Origin of the sequence: Pseudoselenomonas ruminantium (assembly GCF_900142515.1) — a bacterium.
Lineage (GTDB): Bacteria > Bacillota > Negativicutes > Selenomonadales > Selenomonadaceae > Selenomonas_A > Selenomonas_A ruminantium_D.
Map to the genome: position 1 here is coordinate 146,230 of NZ_FRBC01000004.1, position 18,390 is coordinate 164,619.

Genomic DNA, 18,390 nt, shown 5'->3' on the forward strand with positions numbered 1-18,390 from the left:
CCCCTATCAAAGTTTAGCCAAGTCCTGCATACGGCTTTCCACAGATTTTTTCTTTTCCTCGTAACCAGCCAGTTTCTCCTTCTCACCTGCTACTACATCAGCAGGAGCCTTGGCCAGGAAGCCTTCATTGCCCAGTTTCTTGGCCAAACGGCTGATTTCCTTTTCCAATTTCTCCAGTTCCTTCGTGAGGCGGGCAGTTTCCTTTTCCACGTCAATGAGGCCCTTGAGCGGCAGGAATACCTCCACGCCGCTGACCACACCGGCCATAGCGTTTTCCGGTTTTGCGGCACCAGCCGGCAGGATGGTGATGGGTTCAGAGGAAGCCAGCTTGTCCAGATAGCTCTGGTTTTCCGTAAATACGGAACGCAGGGACTCATCGGTGAAGCTCAGGATGAGCTCGCTCTTCTTGCTCGGAGCAGCACCGACTTCCGCGCGCATGTTACGGACAGTCTTGATGGTTTCCATGATGGCGGTCATCTGCGCTTCGATATCCTCGCTGATGCAGCCTTCATCACCATGGGGCCATTCCGTTTCCATGATGCTCTTGAGGGCTTCGTCATGAGGAACCTTCTGCCAGATTTCTTCCGTGAGGAAGGGCATGAAGGGATGCAGCAGGCGCAGGGTGCCTTCCAGCACATAGCTCAGCACGTAGAGGGCCGTGTTGCGGGCACGGACATTTTCCTTGTCATAGAGACGGGACTTGGTGAGCTCGATGTACCAATCGCAGAACTCGTTCCAGATGAACTCGTAAATCATGCGGCCAGCTTCACCCAGCTCGAACTTGTCGAGGTTTTCCGTCACGTCGCGCACCGTGCGGGCATAACGGGAGAGAATCCAGCGGTCAGCCAGCGTATAATCCGCCTCTTCCGGCTTGAAGCTCTTATCAAAGCCTTCGAGGTTCATGAGCATATAGCGGGAAGCGTTCCAAATCTTGTTGGCAAAGTTGCGCGCAGATTCCACGCGTTCCCAATAGAAGCGCATGTCGTTGCCCGGAGTGTTGCCCGTAATCAGCATGAAACGCAGGGTGTCAGCGCCATATTTTTCGATGACTTCCACCGGGTCAATACCATTGCCCAGGGACTTGGACATCTTGCGCCCCTGGCTGTCACGTACGAGACCGTGGATGAATACATGCTTGAAGGGAATGTCCTTGCCGAATTCGAGGCCCATCATGACCATGCGAGCTACCCAGAAGAAGATGATGTCGTAGCCGGTTACGAGGGTTGCCGTGGGATAGAAATGCTTGAGCTCTTCCGTCTCTTTCGGCCAGCCCATGGTTTCAAACGGCCAGAGACCAGAGCTGAACCAGGTATCCAGCACATCTTCATCCTGATGGATATGCTTGCTGTGGCAGTGCGGACACTCCGCCAGGTCCGTGCGGGACACGCTGGTCTTGCCGCAGTCATCGCAGTACCAGGCCGGAATGCGATGGCCCCACCAGAGCTGACGGGAGATGCACCAATCGCGGATGTTTTCGAGCCACTGCAGGTAAATCTTGCTGAAACGTTCCGGCACGAACTTGATGCGGCCATCCTGCACAGCTTCCATAGCCGGTTTGGCCAGGCCTTCCATCTTCACGAACCACTGCTTGGAAACCAGCGGCTCGATGGTGCTGTGGCAACGGGAGCAATGGCCAACAGCATGTTCATGTTCCTCTACGGATACCAGCACGCCCAGCTCTTCCAGTTCCTTCACGAGGGCCTTGCGGCATTCGTAGCGATCCATGCCCTCATACTTGCCAGCGCCTTCCAGCATATGGCCGTCATTGCCGATGACCTTGATCTGTTCCAGATTGTGGCGCAGGCCCATCTCAAAGTCGTTGGGGTCATGAGCCGGCGTTACTTTTACGGCACCAGTACCGAATTCCTTGTCTACATATTCATCGGCGAACAGCGGAATGCGGCGATTCACGATAGGCAGGATCAGCGTCTTGCCGACAATGTCCTTATAGCGTTCATCTTCGGGATGAACAGCCACGCCCGTATCACCAAACATGGTCTCAGGACGGGTGGTAGCGATTTCCACGTACTTGTCCGTGCCCTCTACCTGATAGCGCAGATGCCAGAGATGGCCGGCTTCATTTTCGTGCTCCACTTCGATATCGGAAATGGCCGTGTTGCAGTTGGGGCACCAGTTGGTGATGCGGGTGCCCTGATAGATCAGGCCCTTTTCATAGAGGCTTACGAAAACCTCACGGACAGCCGCAGAGCAGCCCTCGTCCATGGTGAAACGCTGACGGTCCCAATCACAGGAGGAACCCAGGGAGCGCAGCTGGGACATGATGCGGTTGCCATACTGTTCCTTCCAGTCCCAGACGCGTTCCAGGAATTTCTCGCGGCCCAACTCATAGCGGTTGGTGCCTTCCTCACGCAGGGAAGCCTCCACCTTGGCCTGGGTAGCGATGCCGGCATGGTCGCATCCCGGAATCCAGACGGCGTTGTAGCCCTGCATGCGGCGGAAGCGAATCAGGATATCCTGCAGCGTATTGTCCAGCGCATGGCCCATATGGAGCTGGCCCGTGACGTTTGGCGGCGGGATTACCATGCTGTACGGCTTCTTGCTCTTGTCCACTTCTGCGTGGAAGAGTTTGTTGTCCTCCCAGAACTTATACCATTTCTTTTCAAACGACTGCGGGTCATAAACCTTCGGAATATTATTTTCCTGCTCCAAAACTTCGCTCATCATTATCCTCCTTACGAAACCTACAAAATAAAAAGCGCCTTCGCCCCAAAGGACGAAAGCACATACTCTCGTGGTACCACCAATGTTCCTGACCGGTCAATCACCTGCTGACAAGCCAGCTCAAAGCCTTAACGCGGCGAACGTCCACACCTACTGCCGTTCAATGCAGAAGCTCCAAAGCGACCTTCAGACCTGTCACACGAAAACTTTCACCAACCGTTTTCTCTCTACGCTGCAACACCAGCCCTACTCCTCTTTGTCATTGCCATGCTATTCACTTGATACGGCGTTAATTCTACCACAAAAACCTATACTTGACAATGGCAAAACGGCATAACAGGCAGGAAAAACCATTCCTTTGCCGAAATAACATGTTAGTTTCAGCAATTCATTCTATCACCAATGAGGAGGAGTATCATGCAGGCATTAGAAATACAAAAAGGCATTTACTGGGTAGGCGCCATCGACTGGTCCATGCGCAGTTTCCACGGCTACCAGACAGGACGCGGCACCACCTATAATGCCTATCTCATCATCGACGACAAGATCACCCTGATCGATACGGTGAAGGAATCGTTCGCCGAAGAACTTCTAGCGCGCATTCAATCCGTAATCGATCCGTCCAGGATTGACTATATCATCTCCAGCCATGTAGAGCCCGACCATTCCGGCGCCCTTCCCTTCATGATGAAGCATTGCCCCCAGGCAAAGATTGTCACGAGCCTGCCCAACGGCGCCAAGGGCCTCAAAGCCCATTACGGCGACCTGCCCTATCAGGGGGTCAAAGCCGGTGACAGCCTGAGCATCGGCAGCCGCACTCTGCAATTCGTGCCCACACCTATGCTTCACTGGCCTGACAGCATGGTAACCTACTGCCCCGAAGAGCAGATCCTGTTCTCCAACGATGCCTTTGGTGAGCATCTGGCCTCCAGCCAGCGCTTTGATGATGAAGTGGATTTGTCCACGCTGATGTACGAATGCCAGAAATACTACGCCAACATCCTGATGCTCTATGGCCGTCAGGCCCAGACCGCCCTCAAAGCATTGAGCACCCTGGACATCAAACTGATTGCCACAGGACATGGCATCATCTGGCGTTCCCATATACCGGAAATCATGGCCAAATACCAGCAATGGTCCAGCTGTGAAAGCGAGGACCGGGCTGTGATTGTCTTTGACAGCATGTGGCATTCCACGGAAAAGATGGCGCGCGCTATCGCAGAAGGCTTTGCGCAAAAGAATATTCCGGTCGGCTTCTACGATATCAAGGAAAACCATCTTTCTGATATTCTCACCGATATCCTGACCGCTAAGTATCTGGCTGTCGGTTCACCCACCATCAACAATCAGATGATGCCCACGATTGCCAGCTTCCTCTGCTATCTGAAAGGCCTGGCTCCCAAGAATAAAAAGGCCTTTGCCTTCGGCTCCTACGGCTGGGGTGGCCAGAGTATCGGGCTGGTAGAAGAAGAACTGAAGGCCTGCGGCTGCGAGATCATCCTCGACAAGATCCGCTTAGCCAATGTGCCCACGGCAGAACAGCTGACAGAAGTCACCAAACAGCTCCAGGATATCTGAATAAAGACAACGCTGATGAACCCATGCTCATCAGCGTTGTCTTTATTTTATCACTTTGAAATTCTTCAGAAGCTCCTTCTTCTCTTCCTCAGTCAATGCCGAGGATTTATTTTCGCCCTTGACCATCTGCAGCTGCACCTTATTCAGCTCCGGCTGCCGCTTCAGCGAAGGTACCACAGTCTTGATGCGCGTTTCCTTCTGCAGCAGTTCCGCCATGTTCAGCTCGTCCAAAGCCTCTTTGAGATACCCCCGCTTACGTGCCTTACGCAGGCAGTAAGCCATGGCAACCGCCGCATCGTCCTGAAGATCCAGCAGGCTGCCCTTCAACAGTTTTTCCTCATCGATATACTTAGCCAGACCAATCCGGTCTAAATACTTGGTCAGATTCCCGCGAAAATAGGCTAAACGCATCCGCTCTTCCAGCCGCATAGCCGCCCGTACCAAGATGGGATCCAGTCGGTCATCCAGGCCCGAGTGTTTCATACACATCCCCCCGGAAATTTTCCTTTATTTAGAATTATATTCGTTATCTACGGCAAATTTCCTGCTATAAGCTTAAAACATATGCAAATTTTTTCCCTTTGTCTTAGTCTTCAAAGTCACCAGAAAAGTTGTTCCTTGTCCCAGCTTACTGTCAATATCAATACGCCCATGATGAAGTTCCACGATTTCCTGCGCAATGGCCAATCCTAGTCCATTTCCCCCCATCTCCCGGGAACGGGCTTTATCTACCCGATAGAAACGATCGAATATTTTTTCCTGATCCTCCTCGGCAATGCCAATACCTGTATCCTGCACAGCCAAGACTGCTTTTCCCTTTTCAGCAGAACGGATCTCCACTGTGACCTTGCCGCCATCCGGCGTGTATTTAACCGCATTATCCACCAATATCAGCACCAGCTGACGAATCTTTTGTTCATCTGCATGAATCACGGTCTTAGGCAGATTATCCGCCACAATGCTGATTTTCTTTTGTTCAGCCAGCGGCTGCATCATACGGGCAGTCTGCGCTGCCACCGCCCCCAAGTCGAATTTGGAGGGCTTCAGCTTCAAGGCCTTGTTATCACTGCGTGCCACCACCAGCAAATCACTGACCAGCTTGGTCATCTTCTTGACTTCATCGTGAACATCTTCCACTATCTGCTTGAGGAACGGCGACTTGATCTCCGGATCATTCTGCAGGATCTCTGCTGAAGCCATGACTACAGCCAAAGGCGTTCTAAGCTCATGGGATGCATCGGCGGCAAATTGCCGCTGCTTTTCATAAGCGGCCTTTAATGGCACCATTGCCTTGCCCGAAAGAATATGCCCCACAATCGTGGCAATAACCAGTGCCAGCAGCCCCAATCCCGCCATGATACTGGTAGCTTTCTCCATACCGTTATAGAGAGCCGTGACATCCTTGCCCACATAAACCATCTGCACGGTGCCATTAGGGTCCGTGATTTTTTGCGTGGTCATCATGATTTCCGATTTATGTCCATTTTCCTTCGGTTTGGTCACCACAACCACATCGCCCTCCGGCGCCTTCCATTGGGCCATTACATCCAGGATGAACGGCTCAATGCGAAAAGATGCCCGTGAAAAATTCAGCAGCCGGCCATCTTCTGCAAAAACATAAAAAAACAGGCGATCATTCGTATTCTTATAGGCCAGCGTGTCATCAATCACCAATTCTGGATGCTGATTCAGATACTTCTGCGCTTCTGCTACATTATCTGCAGTATCCCAAAGCTCCCTTGCCTGTTCCGAACGGATAGACCAATCCATCGACTGATGCATGGCAAAAATCAGGATAGCCAAAAAGATGATCATAACCAAGGAATATAACGTGGTGAGCCGCTTACGGCTCTTCCCAAAAAGATTTTCTGTCACTGCCCGCCGACCTCCAGCTTATAGCCAATGCCACGGACAGTCTTGATGACAGTTTCCCCATCACCTATATCAAGTTTTTTCCGCAAGATCTTGATATAGGAATCGATGTTATTGGAACTGACATCTGCTTCCATGCCCCAGATGCGATCGAGCAGGATATCCCTTGGTACCACGATGCCCAGATTCTGCACCAGCAAATCAAATATCTGGAATTCACGCGGTGAAAGCTGGATGACTTCATCATTTTTCTTCAGCACCTTCGTCGTGCGATTCAGCGTAAAGTCACCGACTTCCACCTTGTCCTGCTGGATCTGCTGCGTGCTGCGGCGCCCCAAAGCCCGCAGCCGGGCCATCAATTCGGCAAACTCAAAAGGTTTGACCAGATAATCATCCGCGCCGGCATCCAGTCCGGAAACCCGGTCCTCCACAGAATCACGGGCTGTCAGCATCAGGATAGCCTTGGCATAGCCATCCGTGCGCAAGCGCTTGCAGATATCAATACCATTCTCCCCCGGCATCATCCAGTCCAGGATCAGGATATCATAATCCGTGAACATGGCATACTCATAGACCTCACTGCCATTGGTCACCCAATCTGCCTTTATCTTATTCTGCTCCAGCATGTATTTCACTAATTTGCCCAAGCGGCGATCGTCTTCTGCTAATAAAACACGCATAACCGCACCTCCAAAAATTTTGTCTTTCTCTATTATAAACACGTTTTCTTGAAAAAGGAATGAAAAAATAGAGCTTGTAAGCATTTACAAACTCTATTCTCACTCTTTATGCTTCTGTCTTTTTCGCCTTTTCTGCAATCTGCTGGCGCACCGACTCCTGCGTAGGAGCTTCATATGCGGGTTTAGGTGCCGCAACGGCCGTCTGCGCGCCATCAGCAGGTGCGCTCTGCGCAGGCTGCACATTCTGCGTGGGCTGTGCAGGTTGTGATTGCGGTTGCGGCTGCGGCTGCTGCGCGGCCTGCTGCTGTACCGGAGTCTCCAACGGCGCATTGATTGCCTGTGAAAAAGCATTGGTGGCTTTTTTGAATTCCCGTATCCCTTTGCCTAAAGTCCGAGCCATTTCCGGCAATTTACCTGGGCCAAAAACCACCAGGCCTACCACCAAAATCAAGATAAGTTCTGGTACACCGATTCCAAACATGGTGAATCTCCTCTCCTCATCGCAATTGTCAAAAATCCCGATTGCCGATAAAATCAGCTACCTGCACAAATGCTTCCCGGATATCCGTGGGCAAAGAATCCGGTATTATGCTACGTGCCCGATCCAAATATTCATCGGCCTTAGCCTTAGCTACCTCTACACCATCTGTTGCCCGCACGATATTCAAAGCACGATTGACCATCTGACTGGTCATCTCCGGATTCGTGACAATATCCGCCAGTTCTCCAGCATCCGGACTGACATTCAATGCATGGATTACCGGCAAGGTCACAATCCCCTGGCGGATATCATTGCCTGCCGGCTTACCGATCTGCTCAGATGTCTGCATGATATCCAATACATCATCCGTGATCTGAAAGGCCATACCAATGCAGTGACCATATTCAGCCAGTTTTTCCGTATCCACTTTAGACAAGCCGCCAACCAATCCACCTAGTTCACAGCAGATTTCCAAAAAGTCCGCTGTTTTTTTCTGGATGCGATTATAATAATTATCCAGATCCATCACAGCCTGATAAATCGTATGATCCTGAATGATCTCACCAACGCTCAGATTGCAAACCAGCTCAGCCAGCCGCTTGGACACATAATCACCATAACCGCCTTCGGCAATCAACATAAAGGCCTTGGCAAAAATATAATCCCCGCCTAAAATAGCAATCTGATTATCCCATTTGGCATTTGCCGTAGGTTCGCCCCGCCGGGTACCAGCTTCGTCAATCACATCATCATGTACCAATGAAGCCGTGTGAATCAGTTCCAGAGCCTCTGCTAATGGCAATATCTTCTCCAGCGAAAAATCCTGACCGCCTCGTGCTGACAAAAGGCAAAGTGCAGGACGGATCCTCTTGCCTCCTGCCGTCACCAAATGGGTTCCTACCTCATTTACCAACTCCACTGATGAAGAAACTGCCCCGATCAGTCCTTCATTCAGTAATTCCAAATCACTCTGTATTACATCAAACATGGGGTTTGACACATTTATCACCTACAAAACATAGTCTTTATGCCGTTACACGCATTCTTTAATTGTACTACATTTCTACGCATTTGTCATTGCCTATATTTATTGTTTAGAGCATATTCTGCAAAAACGCCTTTGTCCGCTCTTCCTTCGGTGCTGCAAAGAACACCTCCGGCTCACCCTGTTCCACGATGTTGCCCTCAGCCATAAAGATGACATGGCTGGCTGCCTCCCGGGCAAAAGCCATTTCATGTGTTACCACCACCATGGTCATATGTTCCGCTGCCAATTCCCGCATGGTCTTCAACACTTCTCCGGTAAGTTCCGGATCAAGCGCTGAAGTCGGCTCATCAAAGAGCATGATATCCGGCTTCATGCACAATGCTCTGGCGATAGCCACCCGCTGCTGCTGACCACCAGAGAGCTGGGAAGGATAATAATCCGCCCGATCAGACAGACCTACCTTATCCAGCAGCTCACGAGCATAAGGTTCCACCTCACTGCGTTTCAATCCCTTCACCTGCATAGGCGCCTCCAACAGATTTTCCAGAACGGTCATATGCGGGAAAAGATTGAACTGCTGAAACACCATACCTGTGCTGGCCAGGATTTCCCGTTCTTCTTTGCCATTAGCATACCGCGCCTCTCCATCTTTGGTCTGCACCAGAAACCTGTCCTTGATGGCAATACTGCCCTTGTCGATAGTTTCCAGTTTATTGATACAACGGAGCAACGTGCTTTTCCCTGAGCCTGAAGGCCCGATAATAGCCAGGACTTCTCCCCGGCGCACTTCCAGATCGATGCCCTTCAAAACATCCAACTGATCATAGGACTTATGAATATCTGTCATTTTCAGCATGACTTCGCCTTGGTTAGTATTTGCCATAATATGCCTCCAATTTCTTAAAGCCCCAGGTCAGGACAAAGGTCATCACCAAGTAAAAGATTGCCGCAAACAGGAATGGTGTCATATCAAATTCCCGCTGCACAATGGTACGGGCTACACGCAGCAGATCATTCATGGCCAGGATGTAGACCAGCGATGTATCCTTGACCAAATTGATGGTCTCATTGCTCACAGGCGGCAGTACGATACGGATAACCTGCGGCAGGATGATACGGCGCATCGTCTGCGGATAGCTCATCCCCAACGTCTTAGCAGCCTCATACTGCCCTTTGGGCACAGCCTGAATCCCCGCGCGGAAAATCTCAGCAAAGTAAGCGGCATAATTAAGCGTAAACGCCAATAATGCCGCAGCAATGTCCGGCAGGCGGATGCCAATCATCGGCAGGGCAAAGTAGACAAACAGCAACTGCAGCATGAGCGGTGTTCCCCGCATGATCCAGATATAGAATTCCACCAGCCGGCTCACCAGCTTGAAGGTGGACAAGCGGCCCAAAGCTGCCAGCATCCCCAAGGGTAAAGCCAGTATCAAGGTAACAAAAAATATTTCTAACGTTATTTCTGAACCATCCAGCATCAGCAGGAACGTGTCCCAAAGTTTTTCCATGTAGCTTTCTCCTTTAGTGTCGTAAAGTATTAATACATTAGATTATACACAAGAACGTCAGAACTGTAAAGGAAATTCCTGTCAGCAAAAACATAGTTTCCCTCTATTCGCTATAAAAAATTTTTATGGTAAATACTTTGAAAAATTACTTGCAAAAATGATTTTACCTGCTATAATAAGTTTCTGTTAGCAGGTACTAAGATGTACCATTAAGTTTTGGGAGGTGTACTTTACTCATGCGTGATTGCGAAAAGATTCTCGATCAGAAACTGGGCAGCCGTGAATTTCAGGAAGCTTTTGAAGCTACTTCCATGGAATATGATTTCATCGACCGTATTGCTGCCGCTTGCGCCAAACTGGCCAAAGCTGATAGCTGCGACAAGAACTAATCTGGATTCCATTAATATATCGAAGCAAAAAATTGACCGGTCAGATTCTGACCGGTCAATTTTTATGCCTTTCTCTCCCTAAAGCGCTTCAGCGAAAATAGCAGGACTCAATCAGTAGCGCTTGCGTTTTACGGAAGATGGATATCCCAATTGTTCACGGTACTTCATCACCGTGCGGCGGGACAGTTCCATATTTTTTGCTTTCAACAGTTCACAAAGCTTTTGGTCGCTCAAAGGCTTCTGGGGATTTTCCCCCTTGATCAGCGCTTCGATAGCGGCCTTGGCCTGACTGGCGATGAAGTCCTCTCCGCTGCTGCCCTTTTTGAGGCTGGCGGTGAAGAATTTCCGCAAAGCCATGATGCCGTTGGGCAGTTCCACATATTTGTTGGCTACCGCACGGCTGACCGTTGACTCATGTACGCCGATGGCCTCGGCCACATCCCCCATCGTCAGGGGGCGGAGGCTGGCCCGGCCTTCCTCCAGGAAATCACGCTGCACGCGGATGATTTCCTCCACCACTTTCTTGATGGTACTGCGGCGCTGCTCAATGCTGTTGATCAGCCAGGAAGCAGCACTCAGGCGTTTGCTGATATATCTCTGGGTATCCTTGTCAAAATCTGCCGCCTCCTTGTATAAGGGGGCAATCCTGAGTTTGGGGATATAGGTGTCGTTAAGACTTACCTGATAACCTGTAGGCGTTTTCTGGACCAATACATCCGGCGTGATATAATTGGCTGCTTCGCCACCATAGACACTGCCAGGTTTGGGATTGAGCTTGCGCAGGATATCTACAGCCATCTGCACTTCAGCAGGCTTGCAGCCTTCCGCTGCGGCAATCTCTTTGATGCGGGCATCGGCCACATCCGTCAGATGCTTGTCAATCAAAGCGGCTACCAGACCATCATAGATGCCCAGCTTCTGTGCCTGCAGGCGCAGGCATTCGCTTAGATTCCGGGCACCGACGCCCACCGGTTCAAAGCCCTGCACCACGGTCAGCACCTGCTCAACCTGTGCAGGCTCTGCCGCCATGGTCCTGGCAATATCTTCCAGGGGCAGCGTCAGATAACCCCAATCATCAATGGAACCGATGATAAAGGTAGCAATGGCCAGTTCTTCCTCATCATCAAAGGCGAATTCAGCCTGTTCCAATAACTCATTTTCCAGCGTGGTGCTTACAGGCGCTGCTGATTCAAAGACATGTTCCCGCTCGCTGAATCCGCCGCTGAAGTCATTGCTGTCATCGCCCAGATAATCAGCCAAAGCGGAGAGGTTATCCGCCCGGAAGAGTTCGCCCTGATTTTCTTCGGCGCCATCACCATATTCCATCTCCAGCGCAGGATTTTCCAAATATTCTTTTTCAATTTCATTTTTCAGATCCTGCGCGGATAACTGCAAGATCTGAATCGCCTGCTGCAGCTTCATGGTCATGGCCAGATGCTGCGAGAGGTTCATATTTAGGGATTGTTCCTGCTGCATGGAGATGCTCCTTCATTACTTTGATGTTACTTATTTCTGAGACATTGCTGCTGCAATAGCTGCGCCTAAACCACTGCCGCCATTTTCCAGCACGGTGTCCACAACGCTGGCTTCTTCGCCCAGAAGCTCAGACAGCGCACGCATGATATTTTCCTTGGCCAGCGGCATCTTTTCGTAGACAGAACCATCCACAGCAATATGCTGCTTGGGTGCCTTGCCTTCACCAGCCAGCTGCCAGATGATACCCACAAAGGATGCCGTAACGAGACGGGCCGAACGGACAACCAATGCACTGGCCAGGTCGCGAACCATTTCAGCATCAGCCGTTTCAATGGTCTTGCCCGTCTTATCGGCCACGATTTTCACGACTTCAGCCTTATCAGCGGTTTCATCCAGGATGATATTGCTCATATCGATGCTGGTAAAACCGTAGTTCTTGCCCTTCTCATCCAGGAGTTCAGCAAGGGCCATGCCGAAGAGCTCACCCATATAACGGCCGGATACCATTTTTTCCAGGCGCTGTTCACCCGGTTTTTCGGAGGCCTTGTCAAATTCGATGTCCAGACGGCTGGGCACGAGCTTCATGAAGCCGCCGGATTCCAGATTCAGGATCATGGGTGCATCCGCGCTGTCGGCGTATGGTTCAAGATAGCAGGTATTATGTCCCGTCGCATAGATAGAACCGATGTAGATATCCGGCTGCTTGTAGGCAGCAGCCAGCAGCACCGCTACCGTATCATTGATGACAGCCGTCGGTTCCACATTGTCAATGCCCTGACGGTGCAACGCTTCCTTGAGCAGGTCATTGACCACCTTGCCCTCAACCCCCGGCGTAGCGAATTCCTTCGTCCAGATAATCAATTTGGCATTGTAAAGGTCAGTCTGCTCGGACGGGAAAGAGAACGTATGACCTAAGAGATACTTCGTCGTATGGTCGCCTTCCACGGCTTCATCCACGAGTTCTGCGATGAAATCAAACATCTCTTCAGCGGTAGAGTCTGCACCGATGAAATCATAGACGCCTTCCACCTTCAGCGGTTTGGCTACTTTCTTGAGCACTTCAAACTTACCTTCCCCTAAAAGTTTGATGCGCAGGACACGCAGGTTCGTGCCACCGAAATCCAAGGCCAGATATTCACCGGTTTCCTTGCCCGTGGGCAGGCCCACATAGGATTTGAGCATGCGCAGGGAGGACTGTTCCGGATCTTTGAGCCCCAGACGCAGGTCATAGCGGAAATCAGCAGCGATTTCCCGCAGCTGTTCGGTGCTGACCGTGAATTCCCCAATCAGATTTGCAAATTGTTCCTTGTTGAATGCCATTTTCTTTTCCCCTTTTTTGTATATTAAGCAAAATAATGCTTGAAACCTCATCCATCAGCCTGCCGGCTGCATCCTTCCCCCAGTGGAAGGGCTTATTGTTCTTCGGCGATGGCCTCGAGATATTCCCAACGCTCCATCAACTGTTCGAGTTCAGCGTTCAGCCGTGTTTCTTCCCTGGCCAGTTCACTCAGCTTGCCGAAGTTGGTGGCATTTTCAGCCATCTGCAGCTGCACCACCTTGAGTTCCCCTTCCTTGCTGGCGATGATACCCTCAATCTCTGCATATTCCTTCTGCTCCTTGAAGGTAAAACGCCGCTTGGCAACTGGCTCATGGTCATTGCGGGCAGCTTTCGGTCTGTCCTCAGCTGTCTTTTCACTTTTGGGTGCCGGCTCTGCTCCAGCCTGTTCCTCAGCCAGCTTTTCCTTGTAATAGGAATACCCGCCGGTATACATCCGCAGCTTTCCGCCCGCCTCATAGGCAAAAACCTTGTCGGCCAGCCTGTCCACGAAGAAGCGGTCATGAGATACGAAGATGATTGCGCCCTGAAAATCGTCGATGAAACTTTCCAGCACGGCCATGGTCTCCAGATCCAGATCATTGGTCGGTTCGTCCAACAACAGGACATTCGGTTCCTCCATCAGCACCCGCAACAGATAAAGCCGCCGCTTCTCGCCGCCGGAAAGGCGGGCAATGGGCGTCCACTGCAAATCCCCCGGGAACAGGAAGCGTTCCATCAGCTGGGAAGCCGAAATCCGTGTGCCATCTGCCAGCGTGATATAATGAGCGGCCTCCTGCACGTATTCAATGGCCCGCAGACGCTCGTCCATCTCCCGGGCCTGCTGGGCAAAGTAACCGATTTTGACCGTCTGGCCAATGGTCACGGTACCGGAAGTCGGCTGCTGAAGCCCCGCGATGATATTGAGCAAGGTGGTCTTGCCGGTGCCATTGGCCCCTAAGATGGCCACCCGGTCATTGCGCAGCACCGTATAGGTAAAGTCCTGCACAATGGTGCGACCATCTACCTCGTAGTGCACATGGTCGAGCTCAATAACCGTACGACCAAGGCGGCTGCCTGCCAAACCGATTTCCACCGTGTCATTGCTGATATTGACACTCTGGCTCTTGACCTCCTCATAGCGCTGGATGCGGGCTTTCTGCTTGGTCGAGCGGGCCTGCGCGCCGCGGCGCAGCCATTTGAGCTCGTTGCGCAGGAAATTCTGCCGCTTGGCCTCGGTGGCCTGCAGGCGCTCCAGCCGCGCCGCCTTCTGCTCCAGGAACTCCGAATAATTGCCCGTATAGGTATAGGCAGAACCCTGGTCAAGCTCCAATATCTTATTGGCGGTATTATCGAGGAAATACCGGTCATGTGTCACCATCAAAAGTGCACCCTTGAGCCCCCGCAGATACTCTTCCAGCCAGGCAATGGTCTCACTGTCCAGATGGTTGGTAGGCTCGTCAAGGATCAACAGGTCACAGGGCTGAATCAAAGCCGTGGCCAGAGCCAGACGCTTCTGCTGCCCACCGGAAAGGCTGCCCACCGGAGCAGTGAAGTCATTGATGCCCAGTTTGGTGAGCACGGTCTTGGCAGAACTTTCAATCTGCCAACCGTCATTCTCATCAATCACGGCAGTATAACGCATGATTTCCTGCTGCAAAGCCTTATCATCAGGATTATCCGCCGCCTTTGCCATAGCCAGCTCATACCCGCGCAAAGCCTGCATCAGCGGGGAAAGCCCACGAAAGACTTCCATCAGCACGGTATTTTCCGGAGCAAAAGCCTTATCCTGCGCCAGATATTCCAGCTGCAGCCCCCGCATGGTGGTCATCGTTCCATCATCCACGGGAATCAGGCCAGCCACCGCCTTCAGGAAGGTGGATTTGCCGGTACCATTGACACCGACAATCCCCACCTTATCCCCGGCCTCCATGCTGAAGTCAATGCCCGAGAACAAGACCTTCTCGCCATAACTCTTGGTAAAATTTTCGATGGTGATTATCATAAACTATCGTCCTATCTGTAAACATTCCTTCTTATTATAGCGTTTTTACCTCTATTTTCCTAGTACCTAATGAGGAACAAATTTCTTTCATTTTCGAAACGACCAAAAAACCGGCCATCATTGGCCGGTCAAACATGTTTATTCATTTGTTCCCCCACGGATTGCCGCTTACCGAACCATAACCAGAACAATAGAGGAAAAACTACCAGTTCAAAGACAATGATGATCGCAAACAGGGCATTGATGAAATTCCAACTGAGGAACATCAAACCATCACGTCGGGGCTCCTCCCCATCGTAACGTTCCGGTACAAAGCCTCCCACAATCCGCGGGCCTTCTGTATCGCTGCTGCCACCATTCGCTGCCGTCATCACAGGACGCGGCTCCAGCGCGTAATCACCATCCGACTCACATACAATACCAATCAGACAAAATGACACCAACAGCAAAACGAGGATGACCAGCAAAGTCAGATACTTTTCGCCATTGCTCATCCGTTGTCCCATCAATTTCACCACCAGCAGCTTCTAAGAAATCTCTCATCAAAATCTAATCCTTTTATAATACTGTAACCGTTCTCTTTAGTTTTGTCAAATTCTTTCCCGGTAAGAGATTAGTACCAGGTTGACCTCCCAGCTACTAATATGCTATAATCATTCTAGTTTTGTGTCTACAAGTTTAAGGGAGGTTTTTTACTTGCGTTTGGCAAAACCCGGTTGCCTGCTTGTAGCGGCAACATTTTTTTTAGGTTCCGTAAATTTCGCAGAAGCCGCCAGCTTCCACCTCGGCGACACCGGCCATGAAGTCAGCGAGATACAACAGGCCTTGGCCAGCCGTGGTTATGATGTACCAGTGGATGGTGATTATGGCCCGGCCACAAAAGCAGCTGTAGCAGATTTCCAAAAAGACAATAATCTCGAAGTAGATGGTGAAGTAGGTGTGCATTCTTATCAGGTGCTCCTGCATCGCTCTCTGCCCAATATCGAACACAAATCTTACTTCGCCGATGGCAATGGTATCATCCACCTGGCCCAGCAGTTCCTGGGTGTCCCCTACGTTTGGGGTGGCAGTTCACCTAACGGTTTTGACTGCTCCGGTTTCGTGCAGTACGTATTTGCCCAACGAGGCATTCATCTGCCACGCACAGCTGATATCCAGATCACCGCCGGACGGCCTGTCGCAAAATCTGAATTGCAGCCTGGCGATCTAGTTTTTTTCGCCAGTGACTATGTGAACATTTCCCATGTAGGCATCTATGTCGGCGACGGCCGTATGATCCATGCCTCCAGCGGTGAGGGAATGATCGCTTATGATTCTCTTTATCGTGACTATCGTGTATCTCACTATGTAGGAGCCTGTCGCGTGATTGGCTGATTTCCTCTGAGTCCTCCCTTGCGGAGGGCTTTTTCTATTTGACAGGAACATGACGTTGTTATATAGTAGTCCATATGCAATAAATCAAAGGATGTGTCTTGCTATGACAACATGGTTTAAACGGCTGGCTCTTACAGGTCTGGCCGCTATATTAGCGTGCATCGCTATCTGTTCCTACATTTTGCATGGTGCAGCTACTTCTGTTCCCGTGCTCAATTATCACCAGATCAATGACCGGGATGAAAATGCCCTGACGGTTCACACCGATCAATTCGAAGCACAAATGAAGTATCTGGTCGATAACGGCTACCACGTAATCACACCTCAGGAAATGATTGATGCCTGGGATAATGATACGCCCCTGCCGGAAAAACCGGTCATCATCACCTTTGATGATGGGTATGCCGATAATTACCGCAACGCATTCCCCATTCTGCAGAAATACCAGCTCAAGGGAACCATATTCCTCATCTCAGATTACGTCAGCACGTATCCGAACTATCTGACCTGGACACAAATCAATGAAATGCAGGACAGTGGCCTGATTGATTTTGAAAGCCATACACTTTCCCATGAGCAGCTGGACAGTACCAGTCCGGAAGAAACATGGAATCAGCTCGCCGGTTCTAAAAAGGCCTTGGAATGGCATTTGGGCAAGGAAATCAAATTCCTCGCATATCCTTGCGGCTCCTATGACAATGAGTTGCAGCAATTGGTGAAGAAAGCCGGCTATCAGGGAGCCTTCACCGTCAACTATGGACTTGCTGATAAAGGTGAAAACCATTACATTCTGGATCGGGTTCCTATTTTCGGTTGTACCAATCATACTTTGCTGCGTTTTAAGCTGCGCCTGCAGTACACACCTATATTTGCCCCATTAGCTAAACTGAACAGAGATTTATTGGCCAACGACCATACATTCCTGGCCAGATTCATTCCTACACCATAAAAGGGAGCCGCAAATCGCGGCTCCCTTTTTGCATGACCCCCGAACTCATGAGGGCATTCCCAGATTGATTTCCTTGACAATCTTCGCCTCTTCTCGGCCCATGCACCATCCTAACGTCTTAATCTCCGCATAGAGCATCACTCGCTGCTCCCGGTTATCCACATCAGCCTGCATAAGAATCCGATATTGCTGTATAGCCTGCCCATAACGAGCACTTATTTCATGGTAGCTGCGTGGCTTCTCAGGTCGATCTCCTTTATGACGGCGAATCAAATCTTCTGCAGCACTTACCGTTTCATTATCGGTCACGATCATGATGTTCCTCCTTTCCAACAAAACCATTTCCCGATGTTACTAAAATTCGTCATGAAGTATACAATGTCCTCTAAATCTGTTATTTTATTCGTCGCAAAAAAGCCCGGATCTTTTCCAGAGACTTTTCTTTGTTTTCTTCCAAACCACTGGATACGTCTACAGCATATGGGTGCAAAAGCTTATTTACCTGCTTCACATTTTCCCTATTGATCCCGCCAGCGACCAACACGGACTTATGGATCTGCACAATGTCATCAGCCGCCCGCCGCCAGTCAAAACGCTCCCCAGTGCCTCCAGGAAGCAGCGGATGCGGAGTATCCAGAAGAATCATCTCTGCGGGATAATCATTCGCTTCTGCCACAGAAAAATTTTCATCATAGCGAAAAGCCTTGATAACAGGACATACCACCTGCTTAGCATAGCTTGCCGGTTCATGACCGTGCAGCTGCACATAATCGAGCCCCACCTGTTCGGCAATCTCATTCACCCTGGACAGATCTTCATCCACAAAAACCCCCACGCAGCGGGATTCTTTGATCTGCTGCCGAATGACAGCAGCGCGTTCCGGATTGATATAACGGTGGCTGGGTTCGTAAAACACAAAACCAATAAAATCTGCTCCCGCTTCCTCAGCCACTTTGGCAGCAAATAAATCCTTGATACCGCAAATTTTCGCTCTCATATTTTTTCCCCTTTTAACCACTTTATCGTAACAAATTTTATCACTTTCCTCCATTAACGACTATTATGTTACATTCTTTTGTCCTCATTGTCAATA

General features: G+C 50.5%; 18 protein-coding genes and 1 other annotated feature. Of the genes, 4 read left to right on the forward strand and 14 right to left on the reverse strand.

Annotation, left to right across the window (positions count from 1 at the left end; translation table 11 throughout):
- Window positions 1-6: 6 nt before the first annotated feature.
- A complete protein-coding gene (locus BUB68_RS03475; RefSeq protein ID WP_178139457.1) occupies window positions 7-2,682 on the reverse strand; it encodes a valine--tRNA ligase in 2,676 nt (891 codons plus the stop codon).
- Window positions 2,683-2,727: 45 nt separating this feature from the next.
- Window positions 2,728-2,954: a binding site (T-box leader), on the reverse strand.
- Window positions 2,955-3,099: 145 nt separating this feature from the next.
- Here BUB68_RS03475 and BUB68_RS03480 point away from each other — a divergent pair.
- A complete protein-coding gene (locus BUB68_RS03480) occupies window positions 3,100-4,260 on the forward strand; it encodes an FprA family A-type flavoprotein (RefSeq protein WP_073088410.1) in 1,161 nt (386 codons plus the stop codon).
- A 42-nt stretch (window positions 4,261-4,302) separates the two neighbouring features.
- On the opposite strand, the gene BUB68_RS03485 is transcribed toward BUB68_RS03480, so the two are convergent.
- From BUB68_RS03485 to BUB68_RS03515, 7 genes are all read right to left on the reverse strand, one after another.
- Complete coding sequence (locus BUB68_RS03485; protein WP_073088411.1) at window positions 4,303-4,743, reverse strand: hypothetical protein; 441 nt, start codon at window positions 4,741-4,743, stop codon at window positions 4,303-4,305.
- A 72-nt stretch (window positions 4,744-4,815) separates the two neighbouring features.
- Window positions 4,816-6,135, reverse strand: coding sequence for a sensor histidine kinase (locus tag BUB68_RS03490; RefSeq protein ID WP_073088412.1), 1,320 nt, complete (start codon window positions 6,133-6,135; stop codon window positions 4,816-4,818).
- Window positions 6,132-6,812, reverse strand: coding sequence for a response regulator transcription factor (locus BUB68_RS03495; RefSeq protein ID WP_073088413.1), 681 nt, complete (start codon window positions 6,810-6,812; stop codon window positions 6,132-6,134). The genes BUB68_RS03490 and BUB68_RS03495 overlap by 4 nt, the downstream gene beginning before the upstream one ends.
- 106 nt (window positions 6,813-6,918) lie before the next feature.
- Window positions 6,919-7,293, reverse strand: coding sequence for a Sec-independent protein translocase subunit TatA/TatB (locus tag BUB68_RS03500; protein WP_073088414.1), 375 nt, complete (start codon window positions 7,291-7,293; stop codon window positions 6,919-6,921).
- 28 nt (window positions 7,294-7,321) lie between these two features.
- A complete protein-coding gene (locus BUB68_RS03505; protein ID WP_256625718.1) occupies window positions 7,322-8,281 on the reverse strand; it encodes a polyprenyl synthetase family protein in 960 nt (319 codons plus the stop codon).
- A 106-nt stretch (window positions 8,282-8,387) separates the two neighbouring features.
- Window positions 8,388-9,164, reverse strand: coding sequence for an amino acid ABC transporter ATP-binding protein (locus BUB68_RS03510; RefSeq protein WP_073088416.1), 777 nt, complete (start codon window positions 9,162-9,164; stop codon window positions 8,388-8,390).
- Window positions 9,151-9,789, reverse strand: a complete 639-nt coding sequence (locus tag BUB68_RS03515; protein WP_073088417.1) for an amino acid ABC transporter permease — start codon at window positions 9,787-9,789, stop codon at window positions 9,151-9,153. Before BUB68_RS03515 ends, BUB68_RS03510 begins: the two co-directional genes overlap by 14 nt.
- Window positions 9,790-10,025: 236 nt before the next feature.
- Between BUB68_RS03515 and BUB68_RS15200 the strand changes: the two genes are divergently transcribed.
- Window positions 10,026-10,178 carry a hypothetical protein gene (locus BUB68_RS15200; RefSeq protein WP_014424725.1) on the forward strand — a complete coding sequence of 51 codons (153 nt, stop codon included), beginning with the start codon at window positions 10,026-10,028 and terminating at the stop codon, window positions 10,176-10,178.
- A 111-nt stretch (window positions 10,179-10,289) separates the two neighbouring features.
- On the opposite strand, the gene rpoN is transcribed toward BUB68_RS15200, so the two are convergent.
- The 4 genes from rpoN to BUB68_RS03535 form a co-directional block, all read right to left on the reverse strand.
- Window positions 10,290-11,654 carry an RNA polymerase factor sigma-54 gene (rpoN, locus tag BUB68_RS03520; protein ID WP_073088418.1) on the reverse strand — a complete coding sequence of 455 codons (1,365 nt, stop codon included), beginning with the start codon at window positions 11,652-11,654 and terminating at the stop codon, window positions 10,290-10,292.
- 30 nt (window positions 11,655-11,684) lie between these two features.
- Complete coding sequence (locus tag BUB68_RS03525) at window positions 11,685-12,974, reverse strand: hexokinase family protein (RefSeq protein ID WP_073088419.1); 1,290 nt, start codon at window positions 12,972-12,974, stop codon at window positions 11,685-11,687.
- Between the two features lie 92 nt (window positions 12,975-13,066).
- Window positions 13,067-14,974: an ABC-F family ATP-binding cassette domain-containing protein gene (locus BUB68_RS03530; protein ID WP_073088420.1), complete on the reverse strand. Its 1,908-nt coding sequence runs from the start codon at window positions 14,972-14,974 to the stop codon at window positions 13,067-13,069.
- A 128-nt stretch (window positions 14,975-15,102) separates the two neighbouring features.
- Window positions 15,103-15,480 carry a hypothetical protein gene (locus BUB68_RS03535; RefSeq protein WP_143188072.1) on the reverse strand — a complete coding sequence of 126 codons (378 nt, stop codon included), beginning with the start codon at window positions 15,478-15,480 and terminating at the stop codon, window positions 15,103-15,105.
- A gap of 190 nt (window positions 15,481-15,670) precedes the next feature.
- Between BUB68_RS03535 and BUB68_RS03540 the strand changes: the two genes are divergently transcribed.
- Together BUB68_RS03540 and BUB68_RS03545 are read left to right on the forward strand one after the other, a co-directional pair.
- Window positions 15,671-16,348 carry a C40 family peptidase gene (locus BUB68_RS03540; protein ID WP_081371838.1) on the forward strand — a complete coding sequence of 226 codons (678 nt, stop codon included), beginning with the start codon at window positions 15,671-15,673 and terminating at the stop codon, window positions 16,346-16,348.
- A 103-nt stretch (window positions 16,349-16,451) separates the two neighbouring features.
- Window positions 16,452-17,297: a polysaccharide deacetylase family protein gene (locus BUB68_RS03545; RefSeq protein WP_073088422.1), complete on the forward strand. Its 846-nt coding sequence runs from the start codon at window positions 16,452-16,454 to the stop codon at window positions 17,295-17,297.
- Between the two features lie 45 nt (window positions 17,298-17,342).
- On the opposite strand, the gene BUB68_RS03550 is transcribed toward BUB68_RS03545, so the two are convergent.
- Both BUB68_RS03550 and BUB68_RS03555 read right to left on the reverse strand, forming a co-directional pair.
- The gene (locus BUB68_RS03550) at window positions 17,343-17,612 is read right to left on the reverse strand and encodes a hypothetical protein (protein ID WP_256625723.1); all 270 of its coding nucleotides are present in this window, start codon (window positions 17,610-17,612) and stop codon (window positions 17,343-17,345) included.
- A 79-nt stretch (window positions 17,613-17,691) separates the two neighbouring features.
- Complete coding sequence (locus tag BUB68_RS03555; protein ID WP_073088423.1) at window positions 17,692-18,294, reverse strand: phosphoribosylanthranilate isomerase; 603 nt, start codon at window positions 18,292-18,294, stop codon at window positions 17,692-17,694.
- Window positions 18,295-18,390: the final 96 nt, after the last annotated feature.